General features: G+C 72.4%; 16 protein-coding genes and 2 pseudogenes. 11 read left to right on the plus strand and 7 right to left on the minus strand.

The window, feature by feature from the left end:
- The first annotated feature begins 100 nt into the window (after positions 1–100).
- Positions 101–2,320 carry an MMPL family transporter gene (locus KUM03_RS37145; RefSeq protein ID WP_217255007.1) on the plus strand — a complete coding sequence of 740 codons (2,220 nt, stop codon included), beginning with the start codon at positions 101–103 and terminating at the stop codon, positions 2,318–2,320.
- A gap of 58 nt (positions 2,321–2,378) precedes the next feature.
- Here KUM03_RS37145 and KUM03_RS37150 read toward each other — a convergent pair whose 3' ends face one another.
- Positions 2,379–3,692, minus strand: a complete 1,314-nt coding sequence (locus tag KUM03_RS37150; protein ID WP_217255008.1) for an aspartate aminotransferase family protein — start codon at positions 3,690–3,692, stop codon at positions 2,379–2,381.
- Between the two features lie 97 nt (positions 3,693–3,789).
- Between KUM03_RS37150 and KUM03_RS37155 the strand changes: the two genes are divergently transcribed.
- The 3 genes and pseudogenes from KUM03_RS37155 to KUM03_RS38790 all read left to right on the plus strand — a co-directional run.
- Positions 3,790–4,737, plus strand: a complete 948-nt coding sequence (locus KUM03_RS37155; protein WP_217255010.1) for a LysR substrate-binding domain-containing protein — start codon at positions 3,790–3,792, stop codon at positions 4,735–4,737.
- Between the two features lie 65 nt (positions 4,738–4,802).
- Positions 4,803–4,997 (plus strand): annotated as a pseudogene (locus KUM03_RS38785) (TetR/AcrR family transcriptional regulator); the annotation flags it as partial.
- Positions 4,922–5,234, plus strand: a pseudogene (locus KUM03_RS38790) (MMPL family transporter); the annotation flags it as partial. The pseudogenes KUM03_RS38785 and KUM03_RS38790, both read left to right, overlap by 76 nt.
- A gap of 183 nt (positions 5,235–5,417) precedes the next feature.
- Here KUM03_RS38790 and KUM03_RS37160 read toward each other — a convergent pair.
- The 3 genes from KUM03_RS37160 to KUM03_RS37170 all read right to left on the minus strand — a co-directional run bounded on the left by KUM03_RS37160 (position 5,418) and on the right by KUM03_RS37170 (position 8,624).
- Positions 5,418–6,089 carry a CBS domain-containing protein gene (locus tag KUM03_RS37160; protein WP_217255011.1) on the minus strand — a complete coding sequence of 224 codons (672 nt, stop codon included), beginning with the start codon at positions 6,087–6,089 and terminating at the stop codon, positions 5,418–5,420.
- A 93-nt stretch (positions 6,090–6,182) separates the two neighbouring features.
- Entirely contained in the window at positions 6,183–8,267 is a 2,085-nt protein-coding gene (locus KUM03_RS37165) for a SpoIIE family protein phosphatase (RefSeq protein ID WP_254400419.1), read from the minus strand.
- Positions 8,268–8,408: 141 nt separating this feature from the next.
- A complete protein-coding gene (locus KUM03_RS37170) occupies positions 8,409–8,624 on the minus strand; it encodes a hypothetical protein (protein WP_217255013.1) in 216 nt (71 codons plus the stop codon).
- A 99-nt stretch (positions 8,625–8,723) separates the two neighbouring features.
- Here KUM03_RS37170 and KUM03_RS37175 point away from each other — a divergent pair, with 99 nt between their 5' ends.
- Positions 8,724–9,686, plus strand: a complete 963-nt coding sequence (locus tag KUM03_RS37175) for a Ku protein (protein WP_217255014.1) — start codon at positions 8,724–8,726, stop codon at positions 9,684–9,686.
- Here KUM03_RS37175 and KUM03_RS37180 read toward each other — a convergent pair.
- Positions 9,683–10,555 carry a glycerophosphodiester phosphodiesterase family protein gene (locus tag KUM03_RS37180; RefSeq protein ID WP_217255016.1) on the minus strand — a complete coding sequence of 291 codons (873 nt, stop codon included), beginning with the start codon at positions 10,553–10,555 and terminating at the stop codon, positions 9,683–9,685. The two genes, KUM03_RS37175 and KUM03_RS37180, sit on opposite strands and share 4 nt — an antisense overlap.
- A 168-nt stretch (positions 10,556–10,723) precedes the next feature.
- On the minus strand, positions 10,724–10,927 hold the full coding sequence (locus tag KUM03_RS37185; protein WP_217255017.1) for a hypothetical protein: 204 nt from the start codon (positions 10,925–10,927) through the stop codon (positions 10,724–10,726).
- 138 nt (positions 10,928–11,065) lie between these two features.
- On the opposite strand from KUM03_RS37185, the gene KUM03_RS37190 reads away from it, so the two are divergent.
- The 6 genes from KUM03_RS37190 (at position 11,066) to KUM03_RS37215 (ending at position 17,224) form a co-directional block, all read left to right on the plus strand.
- Positions 11,066–11,602 carry a kinase gene (locus KUM03_RS37190; RefSeq protein WP_254400420.1) on the plus strand — a complete coding sequence of 179 codons (537 nt, stop codon included), beginning with the start codon at positions 11,066–11,068 and terminating at the stop codon, positions 11,600–11,602.
- A gap of 135 nt (positions 11,603–11,737) precedes the next feature.
- The gene (locus tag KUM03_RS37195) at positions 11,738–12,199 is read left to right on the plus strand and encodes a nuclear transport factor 2 family protein (RefSeq protein ID WP_217255019.1); all 462 of its coding nucleotides are present in this window, start codon (positions 11,738–11,740) and stop codon (positions 12,197–12,199) included.
- A 77-nt stretch (positions 12,200–12,276) separates the two neighbouring features.
- On the plus strand, positions 12,277–13,794 hold the full coding sequence (locus KUM03_RS37200) for a Y4yA family PLP-dependent enzyme (protein ID WP_308406484.1): 1,518 nt from the start codon (positions 12,277–12,279) through the stop codon (positions 13,792–13,794).
- Positions 13,791–15,128, plus strand: coding sequence for a pyridoxal-phosphate dependent enzyme (locus KUM03_RS37205; RefSeq protein WP_217255020.1), 1,338 nt, complete (start codon positions 13,791–13,793; stop codon positions 15,126–15,128). The genes KUM03_RS37200 and KUM03_RS37205 overlap by 4 nt, the downstream gene beginning before the upstream one ends.
- Positions 15,125–16,360 (plus strand): aminotransferase class V-fold PLP-dependent enzyme, encoded by a 1,236-nt coding sequence (locus KUM03_RS37210; protein ID WP_217255021.1) that lies wholly within the window; start codon positions 15,125–15,127, stop codon positions 16,358–16,360. The genes KUM03_RS37205 and KUM03_RS37210 overlap by 4 nt, the downstream gene beginning before the upstream one ends.
- Before the next feature lie 93 nt (positions 16,361–16,453).
- Positions 16,454–17,224 carry a trans-aconitate 2-methyltransferase gene (locus tag KUM03_RS37215; RefSeq protein ID WP_217255022.1) on the plus strand — a complete coding sequence of 257 codons (771 nt, stop codon included), beginning with the start codon at positions 16,454–16,456 and terminating at the stop codon, positions 17,222–17,224.
- Positions 17,225–17,254: 30 nt separating this feature from the next.
- Here the strand turns inward: KUM03_RS37215 and KUM03_RS37220 are convergent, their stop codons facing one another.
- Complete coding sequence (locus tag KUM03_RS37220) at positions 17,255–17,815, minus strand: GNAT family N-acetyltransferase (protein WP_308406485.1); 561 nt, start codon at positions 17,813–17,815, stop codon at positions 17,255–17,257.
- Positions 17,816–17,869 lie beyond the last annotated feature (54 nt).

Consider the following 17,869-nt stretch of genomic DNA (forward strand, 5'->3'; position numbering starts at 1 on the left):
AAACAGAAGCCGGGTGAGCATGGGTGGGTACCCCGGAGAGAACGCCTGCGTTCCCATCTGCCGGGTCTCGTCCTGCCCGTATCCGACGGATTGGTCCCAGGTGGCTACGTTCCTTTACCGACTCGGCCGACGCGCGTTCCGGCGCCGCGGCCTCGTCGCCCTGCTCTGGGTGGCCATACTCGTGGGCGCCGGCGTCGCCGCGTCCACCGCGCCCGCCCCGCCCGAAGACTCCTTCTCCATGCCCGGCACCGAGTCGCAGAAGGCGTTCGACCTGCTCGACGAGCGCTTCCCGGCAGCCAGTGCCGAAGGCGCCACGGCGCGGGTCGTCATCCGCGCCCCCGAGGGCGACAAGATCTCCGACCCGGCCGGCAAGGCCAAGGTCGAGGAGTTGGTCACCGCCCTCGGGAACGGCCCGCAGGTCGCCTCGGTGGACGACCCGTTCGAGGCGAACGCCGTGAGCCAGGACGGGACCACCGCGTACGCCTCGGTGACCTACAAGGTCAATGCCATGGAGCTGACCGACCAGGCCCGCGAGTCCCTCACCGCGGCCACCGACGACGCGCGCGGCGACGGCTTCACCGTCGAGACCGGCGGCGACGCGGTCATGGCCGAGCAGGAGATGGGCGGCACCGCGGAGCTGATCGGCATCGGCGTCGCGGCCGTCGTGCTCCTGCTGACCTTCGGCTCACTGGTCGCGGCCGGCATGCCGCTGCTCTCGGCGATCATCGGCGTCGGCATCGGCATCTCCGCCATCGGCGCGCTCGGCAGCACCCTCGAACTCTCCGCGACGACGTCCACCCTCGCCATGATGATCGGCCTAGCGGTCGCCATCGACTACGCGCTCTTCATCGTCTCGCGCTACCGAGCCGAGATCGCCGAGGGCCGAACCCCCGAGGACGCCGCGGGACGCGCCGTCGGCACGGCCGGCTCCGCCGTCGTCTTCGCCGGACTCACCGTCATCGTGGCTCTGGCGGGCCTCGCGGTGGTCAACATCCCGATCCTCACCAAGATGGGCCTGGCCGCCGCCGCCACCGTCGGCATCGCCGTGCTGATCGCGCTCACCATGACCCCGGCCCTGCTCGGCTTCGCCGGGAAGAAGGCGCTCAGCCGCAAGGACCGCAAGGCGGCCGCCGGACAGCGCGCGGTCTCCGACAAGCCGAAGCTCGGCACCCGCTGGGCCCGCTTCGTCCTGCGCCGCCCGGTGACCGTGCTGCTCACCGCGGTGATCGGCCTCGGTGCCGTCGCCGTACCGGCCGCCAGCATGGAACTGGGCCTGCCGGACGAGGGCAGCGCCGCACCGGACACCACGCAGCGCAAGGCCTACGACATGCTGTCCGAGTCCTTCGGCGCCGGGTTCAACGGCCCGCTGATGGTCACCGTCGACACCCGGGACGCGGACGACGCGAAGGCCGCCGCCGCCACCGTCGGCAAGGAGATCACCGGCCTGGGCGAAGCCGCGGCCGTCACCCCGGCCAACTTCAACGAGCAGGGCGACACCGCCGTCCTCACCGTGGTGCCCAAGACCGGGCCCAGCGACGCGGCCACCGAGGAACTGGTCAAGGACATCCGCTCGCTGTCCGGGGACATCAAGTCCGAGACCGGCGCGACCATGCTGGTCACCGGCATGACCGCGATGACGATCGACTTCTCGCAGACCCTGGACGACGCGCTCGTCCCGTACCTGGCCCTGGTCGTCGGCCTCGCCTTCCTGCTCCTGATGCTGGTGTTCCGCTCGGTCCTCGTCCCGCTGAAGGCGGCCCTGGGCTTCCTGCTCTCCGTGGCCGCGGCGCTCGGCGCGGTGGTCGCGGTCTTCCAGTGGGGCTGGCTCGCGGACGTGTTCGGCGTGGACCAGCCGGGTCCGATCATGTCGATGATGCCCATCTTCATGATCGGCGTGGTCTTCGGTCTGGCGATGGACTACGAGGTCTTCCTCGTGACCCGGATGCGCGAGGCCTACGTCCACGGCTCGTCCGCCGCCGAGTCCGTCACCACCGGCTTCACTCACGGCGGCCGGGTCGTCGCGGCCGCCGCGATCATCATGATCAGCGTCTTCTCCGGCTTCATCATGGAGAACGACGACATGATCAAGATGATGGGCTTCGGCCTCGCCATCGCGGTCCTCTTCGACGCCTTCGTCGTCCGCATGGCCATCGTGCCCGCCGTGCTCGCCCTGCTCGGCACCAAGGCGTGGTGGCTGCCGAAGTGGCTGGACCGCGTCCTGCCGAACGTCGACGTCGAGGGCGAGAAGCTCCACAAGGAACTCGGCGACACCTCCGGACCCGCGCAGCCCACTCGCGAGCCCGAGACGGCCGGAGTCTGACCCTCGCACCACCACGGCGCCGCCCGGCCTGGACCACCAGGCCGGGCGGCGCCGCCTTTCAGAGGTCCCTGGAGGCGTCGGTCAGTGCCTCGTCCAGGATGTCGACGCCCCGGGCGATCTCCTCGTCGCCCGCCGTCAACGGGGGTGCGATGCGGAAGATGCCACCCATCCCCGGCAGCTGGACGATGTTCATGTGCAGCCCCAGCTCGAAGCAGCGCGCGGTGACCGCCGCGCCGAGCCGGTCCGCGCCGCCCGGACCCAGTACGTCGTCGCCGACCAGCTCCATGCCCAGGAGCAGCCCCCGGCCGCGGACGTCGCCCACCACCTCGTGGCGGGCGGCGAGCTTGTCGAGCCGGTCGCGCAGTGCCGTGCCGAGCACCCGCGCGCGTTCGTCGAGGCGGTCGCGGACCAGGACGTCGAGGACGGTGTTGCCCACCGCGGCCGGCAGCGGGTCGCTGACGTGGGTGGTGAAGAACAGGAAGCCCCGGTCGTGGGCGCGCTGCTCGATCTCCGGGCTGGTCAGCACGGCGGCCAGCGGGAGCCCCGCGCCGAGCGTCTTGGACACGGTGAGGATGTCCGGTACGACGCCCTCGTGCTGGAAGGCGTACCAGTCACCGGTGCGGCACAGCCCGGTCTGGGCCTCGTCCAGGATCAGCAGCATGCCGCGCTCCCGGCACTTCTCGGCCAGCGCGGCGAGATAGCCCGGCGGCAGCTCGACGACGCCGCCGGAGCTGAGGATCGGCTCGACCAGGCAGGCGGCCAGGGAGCCGACCGACTGGGCGTCGATCATCTCGAAGCCCAGGTCGAGCTGGCGGCGCCAGTCGAGGTTGCCCTCGGCGTCAACGATGGAGGGGCGGTACCGGTCCGGCACCGGCAGCGCGAAGTTGCCCGGGGCGGCGGGCCCGTAGCCCTTGCGGCCCGCGCTGTACGTGGCGTTCGCGGCGGCCTGGGTCATGCCGTGCCAGGACCGGGCGAAGGAGACGATCTCGTGCCGGCCGGTGACGAGCTTCGCCATCCGCACCGCGGCCTCGTTCGCCTCCGCCCCGGTGGTCAGCAGCAGCGCCTTGTCCAGCGGTTCGGGCAGGGTGCCGGCGAGCCGGCGCGCCAGCTCGACCACCGGCGGGCTCAGCATGCCGCTGTGCAGGTGATCGAGGCGCGCGACCTGCTCGCGCACCGTCGAGACGATCGCCGGGTGGGAGTGCCCGAGGATCGCGCTCATCTGACCGGAGGTGAAGTCGAGCAGCTCACGACCGCTCTCGGTGAACACCGACGTGCCCGCGGCGCGTACGACCAGTTCCGGTGAGAAGGCGCCGTGACCGGAGTATCGGACGAGGTGGCGCTCGGGGTCGGCGAATGCAGTCTCGGAAGGCATGCGACCGACGTTAGGGACGCCGGGCTGCGCGTGTCCATCGCACAGTATCGACCCTGCTGTTCGCGACAGCCGCACAAGCGCGCCTACAATCGGCCACGTGCTCAATTCGGGACGGCTGCAACTGCTCAGCCTGCTGGACACCCTCGGTACCGTCCGCGCGGTCGCCGACACGCTGCACCTGAGCGCGTCGACGGTCTCCCAGCAGCTGGCGGTGCTCGAGACCGAGACCCGGTGCCCGCTGCTGGAGCGGACGGGCCGGCGGGTCCGGCTGACCCCGGCCGGGCTGCTGCTGGCCCGGCGGGGCCGGGAGATCCTGGACCGCATGGCCGAGACCGAGGCCGAGCTGCGTGCCCTGAACGACGAACCCATCGGCACCGTGCGTCTCGGGGTGTTCCAGAGCGCGATCTACACCCTCGCGGTACCGGCGACCACCCGCCTCGCGACCAGCCACCCGCACCTGCGCGTGGAACTGACCGAGATGGAGCCGCACGAGAGCGGACCCGCCCTGCGCTCCGGCGAGGCGGACGTCATCGTCACCACCACCGACTACACCGGCCTGTCCTGGGGCGCGGACCTCGAGGTCATGTCCCTCGGCACCGACTCGGTCGTACTGGTACTGCCGCGCGCCCACCCGCTCGCCTCGCGGACCGCGGTGAGCCTCGCCGCCTGCAAGGACGAGACCTGGGCCTGCGACCGGCCGCAGTCGTACATGGCGGACCTGACCCTGCGGCTGTGCCGTGAGTCGGGCTTCGAGCCCCGCGTGGCCTGCCGGTTCGGCAACTACCTGATGCTGCTGCGGCACGTCGAGACGACCGGGTCGATCGCCCTGCTGCCCGCCCTGGCCGTCACCCCGGACCATGCCGTCGTCACCCGCGAGCTCAACCCGCCGGTGCGCCGCAACATCGCGGTCCTCGTACGCCGCGGCACCACCCAACGGGCCGCGGTGAACGCGGTGATCGCCGCGCTGCGCGACCACCCGGAGCTCCCGGCCCTGGCCGCCCCCGGTCGGCCCCCGGGAGGTGACGAGCACCCGCCCGCGCCGTGATCAGACGGCGGGAATCCGTCGGTGGATGTCCTCCGCCATGATCCGCATGGACGTGCGGAACATCCATGAGGGCGTGGGGGCACCTGCACGGTCTCGTGGTGCTGGAGGTGTTCGGGCACACCTCGTTCCTCGGGGAGCACCAGGAGGAGGCGGGGCGCGGCGAGTTGCGCCGTGGTGAAGCCGCCGGTACTTCCGGCGCTCCTTCGGCTGCGCCGGAGCCGGCGTCGTCGCCATCGCCGCCCTCGGCACGCTGTTCGTGATGCCGGCCCTGTTCTCGAGCTGGGGCACCGGGTCGACAGCGGGCGGCTGCCGTGGGCGAAACCTGGACGCGCCGACGCGCGGGGTGCCGTGTGGCGGAGGCCGGCCCGCACCGTCATGCGGCGGCCCGCGCTCACCGCGCTGCCCGCGCTCACCGCGCTCACCGCGTGCTGCTCGCCGCGAGCCCTCTGCTGGGCACCACCCTCGGAACACCGGACGAGCGCGTGCTGCCCGAGGAGCCCACGGACGGTTCGGCCTCAGCGAGGGCGGTCCGCCGCCCGGGCCCGCGGCGGTGCCCCAGACGGCGGTGCGGCCCGCCCAGGTCAAGGATTCGACGGGAGTCTGACCGCGGCCCGACCGCGTCACCGGGTGCCCGCCTCCGCCGCCGGCTCGGAGGCGGGCCCTTCGGCGCGGGCCTCCGGTCAGTGGCCGACGGAGGCCGGGTCCCCGGCGTCGGCCTCTCCGGCGGCCCGGAACTCCACGGCGACCACGCCGTCGACGCGTCGGCAGAGTTCCTCCAGCACGGAAACGGAGACGTCGCCCGGGAGCCGGCCGCTGAGGACGACATGGCCGTGGGCCACGTCCACCTGTACCGACGACGGAGCCAGACCGAGCGACTTGACCAGGGCCTCCTCGATGATCTCGGTCCGGATCGCCCGGTCCGTGCGCAGGAAGACGCGCAGCAGGTCACCCCTGCTGACGACCCCGATCAGCCGGCCCGCCTCGTCGACGACGAGGAGCCGCTTGATGCCGTGCCGGGCCATCACCCGGGCGGCCTCGACGACGCTCCAGTCCTCGCGCGCGCAGACGGCGGGCGATGTCATCAGCCCGGCCGCGTCCGTGGCGGACGCCTTGGCGTCGGCCGGCCGGGACACTTCCCCGTCACCGGGAGGGCCGTCCGGCTCCCCGCCCCACATCTTCCGCAGGAGGTCCGCCTCCGACACCACCCCCACCGGCCGGTCCTCCTCGTCGACGACGGGCACCGCGGTGATGTCGTACTCCTGCAGTAGGTGGGCGATCTCCTTGAACGGTGTCCCGGGCTGGGCCCGGACCACGGCGTCGCTCATCAGATCGCTCACCTTCTGGTGCTTCATCGAGGGTCTCTCCTCCGCTGCCGGCCGGGATGGGCCGGCGTTCGTCCTTCTTGTCATGTGAAACGGTCCGCCGGCCCGGTGAGTGCCCCCGCCTCACGCGCTCGGGCTGATGAGGAGCAGGGCGACGTCGTCGCCGGGGGCGGGCGCGTGCCGGATCAGAGCGTCGGCCATGGCGTCGAGGTCACCGGGGTCCGCGTGTTCCAGAAGTCCGGCGAGGGCCGCGACGGCGTCGTCCAGGTCGACGCCGGGCGCCTCGACGAGCCCGTCGGTGTACAGGGCGAGGACACTGCCGGGCGGCAGCGAGAACTCCAGCGCCGGGTAACGGGTGTCCGGCTCGATGCCGAGCAGCAGACCGGGCGGCACGCGGACCAGTTCGGTGCGTCCGTCGGCATGCCGCAGCAGGGGCGGCGGGTGGCCGGCGGTGGCCAGGCAGGCGCGGTGCGTCGCGAGGTCGAGGTGCACGTATACACAGCTCGTGAAGAGGCCGGGGTCCAGATCGGTGAGCAGGCGGTTGGTGCGGGCCAGGACGTCGTCGGGGGAGGCGCCCACCGTGGCGTGGGCGTGGACGGCGGTCCGGACCTGGCCCATGAGCGCGGCCGCGTCCACGTTGTGGCCCTGGACGTCGCCGATGGTGGCGCCGACGGTGTGCTCGTCGAGACGGATGACGTCGTAGAAGTCGCCGCCGACGCCCAGCCCCCGGGCGGCCGGCAGGTAGCGTGCGGCGACCCGCAGACGGGGCACGCAGGGGAGGGTGTGCGGCAGCAGAGCGGACTGCAGACGGTGGGCGAGGTGGTGCTTGGCGTCGTAGAGACGGGCCCGGTCCAGGGCCTGGCCGACGAGACCGGCCAGTGAGGTCAGAGCGGCGCGCTCGCCCGGCGGGAAGGTGTGGGGCCGCTCGTAGGAGAGGAGGAGGGAGCCGATGGGGCGGCCGGACGCGATCAGCGGCAGCACCGCCCACGCGGCCATCCCGTCCTCGTGCACCATGGCCGGATAGGCGTCGGCCATCTCGGCGAAGGTCTCGAAGAACCCCGCGACGCCCGTGGCCATGACGTCGGCGCCGGGCACCTCGGAACTCAGCGGAATGCCGTCGAAACGGTCCATGAGCTCGGTGCTGTAGCCGCGGTGGCCCGCGATCCGCAGACGGCCGTCCTCGGCGGTCATCAGCACCATGGCCTGCGCGCCCAGCGCCGGCAGCAACTGGTCGGCGGTCTGCTCGACCACCTCCTGCACGCCGATGGCCTCGGTCAGGGTCGAGGCCAGGTGCATCAGGTGGTACAGCACGGTGGCGCGGCTGGGCCCCGCGATCGGCAGCGCCCGCGCCGGAGCACCGTCGGCCGGATCACCGCGAGTGATGCGGACACTGATGCCGGTGGAGTCCGGGTACAGCTCGAAGGCCAGCCAGGTCCGCGGTGGCCGCAGCACCGTGAAGGCCTGCGGCAGACGGCTGACCAGGGCGGCCCGGTAGCGGTCCTCGACCTGGGGCACGTCCATCCACGGCAGCGCCTCCCAGGGCAGCGCACCCACCAGGGCGGCCTGCTCGGCACCCACCAGGTCGGCCGCGGCCGGGGTGATGAAGGTGATGTGTCCGTTCAGGTCCAGCCCGCACGATCCGCCTGGCAGACGGTCGACGAAGGCCGCGAGCGCGGTCGCCTCGGCGGGTGCGGGAACGCGCCCGGCCGGCGGCCGCAGCGTGCGTGGCCGCTCCGCGGGCAGCAGCGGGTCGCCGCTGTCCGCCGCCTGCCGCAGCAGTCCGGCCAGGCGGCGGCAGCCCGTCTCGACGACGTCCCGTTCCTCGCGGCTCAGCCGCGACGCATGGGTGCCGGGCCACAGCAGCACCAGCCCGCCCCGTACGGCGCCGCCCGAAACGACCGGTGCCGCCCCCAGCGCGAAGTCGTACGGCAGCACGAGCGCCGGCCGGGGGTACTGGCGCGCCATCTCCTCCCGGCCGCCCACCCACACCACGCGCTCCTCGCGCACGGCGTCCGCCACCGGCATCGGATCGGTCGGCGCGACACGCCGCCACGGAAGGGCGATGTCCTGCGGCACCCCCGCCGTCATGACCAGCCACAAGGCGTCGTCGCGCGGGGGCAGCACGTACAACAACCCTCCGTAGGCACCGCTGTCGCGCACCACGGCGGTCATCGCGGTGTCCATCGCGGTGTCCATCGTGGTGTGCATCAGATGTCCGCCCGCCGACGGCCGAGTCTCACGGGATCCGGCGGGGCCGCCCGACGCCGGCCACACCGAACATCACCCATATGAGGACACTACGCCCGCTTCCCCGTGGCGGCATGCGAGGACGTGACCGCCGGTACTCCGTCAGTGGTCCCACACGTCCGGGCCACCCCCGCGCCACTCGACCATGGCCGACCGGACCACGTCCATCTCGTCCCAGTCCTGCAGGCCGGCCTCCTGAAGGAAGCGGGCGACGTCCCGCACGCCGTAGGCCCGGCCCAGGACCTCTCCGTCCACGCGCACCCGGCGTCCGCCCTCCTCGTCGGGCGGGTACACGATCACAGGCGTTGCGGTCGTCATGGCACCAGCGTGCGGTCGGAACCGGCGGCACGCATGCGGGGGCGGCGTGCCGCTCATAGGCTGGTACCGCTCGGGGACGTCACGTGGAGAGGCCTGTCCATGCCCCGGTCGATCTGGAGCGGAGCCATCTCGTTCGGCCTGGTCACCGTGCCGATCCACGTGGTCGGCGCGACCGAGGACCACAGCATCCGTTTCCACCGCTACCACCTGGCCGACCAGGGCCGGATACGGACCCGGAAGGTCTGCGAGCTCGAGGACCGGGAGGTCCGCTCCGACGAGATCGGCAAGGGGTACGAGCTCACCAGCACCCAGGTGGTGCCCATCACCGACGAGGACCTGCGGGAGCTGCCGCTGCCGACGGCCAAGGCCATCGAGATCGTGGCGTTCGTGCCGCTCGCGTCCGTGGACCCCATCCGGATCGGCGACGGCTACTACCTGCAGCCGGACGGGCAGGTGGCGGCGAAGCCGTACAAACTGCTGCGGCAGGCGCTCGCCCGGTCGGCGAAGGTGGCCGTGGCGAGGTACGCGTGGTCCGGGCGGGAGCGCCTGGGCCTGCTGCGGGTGCGCGGCGAGGCGATCGTGCTGCACGCCATGCGCTGGCCGGACGAGATCCGCGACCCCTCGTCCCTCACCCCGCCCCCGGTCGAGGTGTCCGAGGACGAGATCGACGGGGCGCTCGCGCTGATGGACACGATGACCCGGGAAGACCTGGAGGGCGACGAGTTCCGCGACGCCTACACGGAGGCCGTCGCGGAACTCATCGAGGCGAAGCGCGAACACAGGGAGCCGGAGGCGGCACCGGAGCCGGAGGAGCGGCCGGGGCAGGTGCTGGACCTGATGGCCGCCCTCCAGGAGTCCGTCTCCAAGGCGAAGGAGTCCCGGGGCGAGGACGACCACGCGGAGGTGCGGGAGCTGCCCGGGCGGATGAAGAAGGCCGCCGCGAAGAAGACACCCGCCGCCAAGACCTCCAAGGCCGCGGCGAAGGAACCGGCCGGGAAGAAGCCCGCGGCGAAGAAGACGGCGGCGAAGAAGGCGGCGGCCCGCGGGCCGAGGAACGCCTAGCTTTCCCGGCGCTGGGTGAGCGACTGGGGGAAGTCGGTGATGATGCCGTCCACGCCCAGGCCGGCCATCGTGCGCATGGCGCCGGGTTCGTCGACCGTCCAGACGTTGATGTCCATGCCGAGCTCGTGGACGCGGTCGACGAGGTCCTGGTCGGTGACCGTGTACTGCGGGTTGATCTGGTCGGCCCACCGGCTGAGCCGGACCAGTTCGGTGTCCGTGGGGCGGTCGGCGTCCAGGATGCCGATGGGGACGTCCGGCATGAGAGCGTGGAACTCCCGGGCGTCGTCGGTCTGGAAGGACTGGACGGCGAGCTGTTCGCGGTCGAGTGCGCGGCGGACGTAGCGGGGCTTGTCCCGCAGGGACTCCGCGAAGTCGGTGGCGATGCGGGTGTAGTGACCGCAGGGGCTGATCTCGGCGAGGAGTCCGGTCCGGGTGTTCTGCACCCGGGAGACGACCTCGTCGACGGTGATCAGGGGTTCGTCGGCGTAGTCCTCGTGGAACCAGGAACCGGCGTCGAGACGGCGCAGTTCGGCCCAGGTGAAGTCGGAGACGCGGTAGCGGGCCCGGCCGGGGTAGACGTCCTCGACGTCGGTGGTGCGTTCCATGGTGCAGTCGTGGAAGTTGACCAGCCTGCCGTCCTTGGTGCGCTGGACGTCGATCTCGACGAAGTCGGCGCGTTGCTCGACGGCCAGGTCGATGGCGGCGGCGGTGTTCTCGGGGGCCGTTCCGGAGGAGCCCCGGTGCGCGATGACGTCCGGAGCCCCGGAGGTGCGCGCGTCGGCGTGCGCGGTGGTCGCGGCGGACGCCAGGGCCAGCCCGCTCAGCACGGCCACGACCGGGCTCGCGCGCTTCTTGCTCACATGGTTCACTTCGGCCTCCCGGGATCGAACGACTCCCTTGAGGCTGGCGGACGCCGGTTACGGGAAGCCTGCCGCGGTCTGGCGGCGCCGGGATCAGCCAGTGGACCGGAACGGTGAACCGGCTGATCCGAGGCCGAAGGGGTGGTTACGCACCATCACGCTCGGCGCGGTACCCCGTCACCTGCCGACGAGCCCCTCGGGCAGCAGCGACTGGGGGGAGGTGGCCGGATGACCGATCTCGAGGGAACCGAGCAGACTGTTCAGGAGCGGTCCGCCGGGGACTCCGGAGGAGGGGGCGGGTTCGGGGGCCGCCTCGGCGGCGGGCGCGGCCGCGAGGAGGGCGGTGGCCATGACGGAGGCACAGGCGAGCTTCTTGATCATGCCGACCTCAACGAGCGCTGACCCGTGCGGAAACGCATTCCGCTCCCCGGCTGCTCCACTCGGGTGCATGCGGCCGCGGTTTCGTCGCCCGGGGCAACGGCGGCCCGGCCCGGGGCGGTTGCCGGTAGCGTGCCGCGGATGAAAGTGGGCACGGAAGCAACCCGGCTGGTCGTGCTGCGCGGCAACAGCGCCTCGGGCAAGTCGTCCGTCGCGGCCGGCATCCGCGACAGATTCGAACGCGGCCTCGCCCTGGTCGGCCAGGACAACCTCCGCCGGATCGTACTCAGGGAACGGGACCGGCCCGGAGCGGCGAACATCGGCCTCATCGAGTTGACGGCACGCTACGCACTGGACGCCGGGTACCACGTCCTGGTGGAGGGCATCCTGTACGCCGACCACTACGGCGACATGCCGGCCCGCCTGCGCGCCGACCACCGCGGCCCCACTCACGGCTACTACCTGGACGTACCGCTCGCCGAGACCGTGGCGCGGCACGCCACCACGCCGACCGCCGACGAGGTCGACGAGGCACAGCTGCGTGAGTGGTACCGGCCGCGCGACCTGCTCTCCTCGGGCGCCGAGACCGTCATCGGCGCCGGCAGCACGCTCGCCGACACCGTCGACCGGATCATGCGCGAGACCGGACTGGATGGTCTCCCGCCGCTCGAACCCTGACCGTCCGCCCCTGCCGTCCGCGGCCCTACCTCCGGGGTAATCGACCGCCCTCCCGCGGCCCGGCAGGATCGGGGCATCGGCACGGCCCCGACGGACAGCCGCCGGGAGCCGCCGCGATTCGAAGAGGAGAGGACGATGCCGGTGTCCCCCAAGTCCACCGCAGACCTGATGAGTTCGACCGCCGAGGCGACCCGCGCCGTCGTGCAGGCCTTCCTCGCCGCCCGGCTCGCCGGCGACACCGATCGGCTCGTCGGCCTCTTCGCCGACGAGGTCGACTGGCTGCTGGCCGACAACCCCACCGTCCCGTGGATCCGTCCGCGCTCCACGGCCGCCGAATGTGCCGCACAGTCCGAGGAGCTGACGGCCCACACCGTGCCCCAGGACGCGCGCGCCAGTGTGGACGCCTTCCTCGTCGACGGCACGGACGCCGTCCTGACGGGCCACCTCTCCGGAACGGTACGGGCCACGGGAAAGTCCTTCGAGGGCCCGTTCGCGCTGCGCCTCACCGTCGAGGACGGCAGGATCACCCGGCACCACCTGTACGAGAACAGTCTTTCGATCGCCGAGGCCTGCTCACCGACGGGAACCGAGGCTTAGCGGAGCGTGTACCTGGAAACGACTACTCCCGAACGGTCGTCGAAACGACGGTCGGCCGACACGGGGAGGGGTCTTTCGTGGACGTGCCCTTATATCTGAGGCCGCGGGTGGAACCGTCGCTCGCCTCACTGCTGGGCGCCGCACCGTTCCTGCACTCACTCGTCGACGCCCTCGGATCTCCGCTCAACGTACTGCTGCCCGAGACGATCGCCGAGAACGCGGCGCGCTTCCGGGCCGTCTACCGCCGCCACCGTCTCACCGGCCGGCTCTATTTCGCGCACAAGGCGAACCGCTCCAGCGCCCTGGTGCGCAGACTGGCGGCCGAGGACCCGGCGGCCGTCGGAATCGACGTCGCGTCGCTCGCGGAGCTGCGGCACGCCTTGAGCTGCGGGTTCACCGGGGACCGCGTCATGGCCACGGGCCCCAAGGACCCGGAGTTCCTGTGGCTGGCGGCCCGGGTCGGTGCCACGGTGAACCTGGACTCGCCCCGTGAGCTGGAGCAACTGGCCGCTCTCGTACGCGATCACGGACTCGCCCGGGTCCGTGTGCTGGCGCGCCTGTCCGGCTTCGAGTCGACCGCCGGTCACAACGGCGCGGGCACCCGCCTGCTGTCCCGGCGCAGCCGTTTCGGCACGCCCGTGCGGGACGCGGAGGCACTCTGGTCGGCCCTGGAGCGGCAAGCGGACGCCGTCGAACTCACCGGTCTCGCCTACCACTTGGACACCACCGGCCTGGAGGAGAAGGCCCGTGCGCTGGAACAGTGCGTGCTGCTCATGGACGCCTGCCGCGAGCGGGGCCTCGCGCCGCGTGCCGTCGACATCGGCGGCGGCTTCGGCGTCGGCTACGTCGCCGACGCGGGGGAGTGGCAGCGCTGGACCACCGCGCTCAGTGAGGCGGTCCTCGGCGGCCGCCCGCCCCTGACCTGGCGCGGCCACGGCTACGGGCTGCGCAACGAGAGCGGCACGGTGCGCGGGTCCGTCGCCCTGTACCCCGGCCACCGCCCCGACGCCGGCCCCGGGTACCTCGACGAACTCCTCTCGCTCCCGGCACCGGTCCTGGGCCGGGAGCCGGGCACGCTCCTCCTCGAGCACCTGCACGACCTCCACATCGAACCCGGCCGTTCCCTCGTCGACCAGTGCGGGCTGTCGCTGGCACGGGTGCTGGACGTCCGGGGCAGCGGCGCGGACCCGGACCCGTACCTGGTGCGTCTCGGCATGAACGCGGGCGACGTGAGCCTGGAGGAGCACGGAGTCCTGATGGACCCCGTGCTGCTGTCCCGCGGTGACCCGCCGGGGGACGGCCGGGGCGGCGGCCCGGAGACGGAGACCCCGGTCGGCGTCCACCTCGTCGGCAACCTGTGCCTGGAGGCCGACCTGATCACCCGTCGGCTCGTGTTCCTCCCGAGACTGCCGCGCCCCGGTGACGTGCTGGCGTTCGTCAACACCGCGGGATACGCGATGGACTTCCACGCCCACCACGCGCAGCGGCAGCCGTCGGCGCGGACGGTGGCCGTGGAGAGGGAGGGCGACTCCTGGCGCTGGTGCCCGGACGAGGACTACTGGCCGATCACACACCCGGGGGGAACGCCCGCATGAGGTACGACAGCATCACGGACGCCATCGGCAACACACCGCTGGTCCGCATCGACCCCGCCGTGCACGGGCTGCGCAACATCGACCTGTACGCGAAGCTGGAGATGCTCAACCCCTTCGGCTCCGTCAAGGACCGTCCCGCCTGGCACATGGCCCGCCCCCATCTGGAGGACGCGGGCGACGGCGAGGGGACGGTCGTCGAGCTCTCCAGCGGCAACACCGCCAAGGCGCTGGCCCTGCTGGCCGGCATGCACGGCCTGAAGTTCAAGAGCGTCACCAACCGCATGCGCGTACCGGAGATCAAGGAGCTGCTCCTGCTCCTCGGCGCCGAGATCGAGGAGCTGCCCGGGCGCAGCGAATGCCTGGACCCGACCGACACGGACGATCCGCTGACCCACTTCCACCAGGCCCTCACCGAGCCCGGCAGCACCTACCTGCACACCGACCAGTACTTCAACCCGCGCAACGTCGAGGCCCACGCCGCCGGCACCGGACCGGAGATCGTCAAGGACCTGGACGGGCGGGCTCCGGACTGGTTCGTCGCCTGTGTCGGCACGGCCGGTTCCTCGACCGGCGTCGCCAGGGTGCTGCGCGAGCACGACCCGGACGTGCGGGTCCTCGGTCTGGTCGCCCACAAGTCCGACTTCATTCCGGGCATCCGCACCATCGACGAGGTCCATCAGGTGGGCCTGTTCGACCCCGCGACGTACGACACGATCGAGTCGGTCACCTCGGGCGAGGCCATCGACGGGATGCTCACCCTGATCCGCCGCTGCGGACTGCTGTCGGGGCCGACCGGGGGCGCCGCCTACCAGGGCGCCGTGCGGCACCTGCGGGACGCCGACGAGGCACTGGAGGGGACGGGACGCCGGGAGACCGCGGTGTTCATCGTGTGCGACCGGGCCGAGAGCTACCTCAGCTACGTGCGCGCACGACGACCCGAACTGCTGGGCAGGACGAGCCGGGTGCCCACCCTCGCCACGCTCACCGAGGACGACGTGCGGGCGGACGCCCGTTCCGTGGGCGTGGACGACGCCCGCCGCTGGATCGCCGAGGGCGATCCCCGGCCGCTCGTCGTCGACCTGCGCAGCCCGCACGCCTACGCGGTCCTGCACATCGAGGGCTCGGTCAACATCGTCGACGAGCTGTTCGAGGAACTCGTCCGCGGCGGGCTTCCCTTCAGCAAACGAACGCCGGTGCTGCTGGCCTGCCCGGTGGGCGAGAAGTCGCTGCGCCACGCGGCGCTGCTGACCCGCATGGGCCACCCCGACGTGCGGAGCCTGGCCGGCGGAATCGTCGCCTGGCGGGACGCGGGCGCGCCCCTGGTGCGCGAGTGAGCGCCGACCGCCCGCTCCCGGCCGGCGGGTACGCCGAGGAGGCACAGGACCAGTTGTGGCAGCGGGAGCTGAGGGAACAGTTCCCCATCGTCACCGCCCACCCGGAGTCGGCCTACCTGGACAGCGCGGCGACCTCCCAGAAGCCGCGGGCCGTACTGGAGGCCGCCCAGACCTACCTCACGACGTCGAACGCGAACGCCGGCCGGGGCACCTACCCCTGGGCCAACACCACCACCCGGCTCGTGGAGGACACCAGGGAGCGGGTCAAGGCGTTCCTTCACGATCCGGAACCGGACCGCTCCACCGTGCACTTCACCAGCGGCACCACCGAGGGACTGCGCACCGTCGCCCGCGACTGGCTCGTGCCGTATCTCTCCGACGGCGACGAGATCCTCGTGCCGTACGCCGATCACCGCGCCAACCTGGACCCGTGGCTCGAAGTCCGGCAGTTGCTGGCCGAACGCGGCGTGGAGGTGCACGTCCGGGCCCTGCCGTACCAGGCGGTGTCGGGCGACTACGACCACCGTGCCCTCGGCGACCTCGTCGGTCCCCGGACCCGCTTCGTGGCCGCGACCCACGTCCATCACGTCTACGGCGGTGACATGAACGTGCACCGCATCCGCGCGGCGGTCGGCCCGGACGTGCCGATCTGCCTCGACGCGGCCCAGAGCGTCGGCCATCTGCCCATCGACCTGACCGACCCCTCGCTGGACGTCGACTTCGTGGTCTTCTCGGGCCACAAGGCGATGGCCCTGCCCGGTTCGGGGGCGGTGTGGGCGCGCAACACGCGGGGGCCCGTGTTCCGGCCGGGCGGCTGGCAGGGCACGCCCAACACGGTGGGCATCGTGTCGCTGGGGGCCGCGCTCGACTGGCTCGACCTGGCCGGAGTGGACCGGATCGCCCGCTGGACGGCCGGCCTCACGACCCGGCTCACCGACCGGCTGCGGCACCTCGACGCGTACGAGATGCTCGGCTGCCCCACGAGCCTGGCCGCCGACTCCGTGCTCCCCGGCGCCCAGCGGCGCCACGGCATCGTCACCTTCCGGCACCGGGACATCCCGTCCGACGACCTCGGCTTCATCCTCTACAGCCACGGCCTCATGGTGCGCGCCGACAGCCTCTGCCAGGCGGGCGCGGAAGACGGGAAGGGGTCGGTGCGGGTGAGCGTGCACGCGTACAACACGGGGGAGGAGATCGACCGCCTGCACGGCGTACTCGCCTCGTTGGCGTGAACCGGTGCCCCGTGAGGCAACTGATAACCGTTTCCACCTGTAGATTCGGTCCCGACCACGACGGGTGCGAATCGGAAGAGGTGGCGCGACCAGATGGGCATCAGCATGGCGGTGGCCGGGAAGTGGGTGGAGCGCTGGGAGCGGCAGCAGCAGCGCTACGCCGTGGACCGCGAGGAACGGTTCACGGTGATCACGGATGTCGTCGAGTACGTCACCGCCGGCCGCCCCCGTCCGCTCCTGCTCGACCTCGGGTGCGGCCCGGGCTCCCTGGCCGCCAGGCTCGTCGGCCGCCTGCCGCACGCGGAGATCGTCGCCGCCGACATGGATCCCCTGCTGCTCGAGCTGGGGCGGACCCACCACGCCGACGCCGCCCGCTACGTGGACACCGTGATCGGCGCCGACGGCTGGACCGACGCCCTCGGCCTGGACCGCCCGCTGGACGCCGCCGTCTCGACCACGGCCCTGCACTACCTCCCCGAACCGGTCCTGCTGGACACCTACCGACGGCTCGCCGCCCTGCTGCGCCCTGGCGGGGTACTCGTCAACGGCGACCACTTCCCGCCCGGCGACGCCTCCTGCGCGGCCATCACCGCGCACGTGGGGCGGCGCCGTGCCGAGCGGACCGGCGGCCACGCCCACGAGGACTGGCACGCGTGGTGGGGCGCGGCCGCACGGGACCCCGAACTGGCCGACCTGTACGCCGAGCGTGCGCGGCGCCACGAGGCCCACGGCGGGAGCGGGCCCGGCGAGGACCTCGCGCTGGAGCGGCACGCCGAGTTGCTGGCCGGGGCCGGCTTCCGTCATGTCGCGCCGGTCTGGAGGTTCGGCGACAGCGCGGTGCTGGTGGCGGTCGTGGGCGACTGATCCGGGAAGGGGAGTGCCCTGAGCGTCGGGTCAGAGCGCGAGACTCATCAGGATCTCGTCGCGGTCGTCACCGGGCGCCACGCGCAGCGCCCCCGGCCACCGGCCGACCTCGGACCAGCCGACGCCACGGTAGAAGTCCTCCAGGCCCAGACCGTCCCGCACCGTGAGCCGCAGCCGCTCCAGGCCCATCTCCTCGCGGGCGATCGCGGGGAGCCGGCGCATCAGAGCGGCTCCGACGCCCGTACCGCGGAAACGGACGTGCGTCTGAAGGTGGTTCACCGTTCCGCAGTGCGCCTCCAGGGCGTGCGCCTCGCGGCGCAGCAGCACCCACCCGGCGAGAGCGTCCCCGACGGAGGCCAGGAGTAGTCGGCCGCGCTGCGGAGAGAGTCCCCGGAGGATTGCGTCCACCGCCGGTTCCAGCTGTCGCGGGGAGACCGGCGGAAGCGGGCAGCCCATGGGCACGACCGCGCCCCCGGCGTTGATGACCGCCGCCCAGCACTCCCCGAGGTCCCGTCGTACGGCCTCGGTGGCGTCCTGATCCCGCATCAGCTGTGCGAACGCGGGTGCGTGTACCGTCTCGTGCGCTGTCACGTCCGCCAGTCTGCCAGGCGCACACGTGTCAGTCGGGCACCTGCCGACCACTCA

Origin of the sequence: Streptomyces sp. AC602_WCS936, from assembly GCF_019049125.1 — a bacterium.
Taxonomy (GTDB): Bacteria; Actinomycetota; Actinomycetes; order Streptomycetales; family Streptomycetaceae; genus Streptomyces.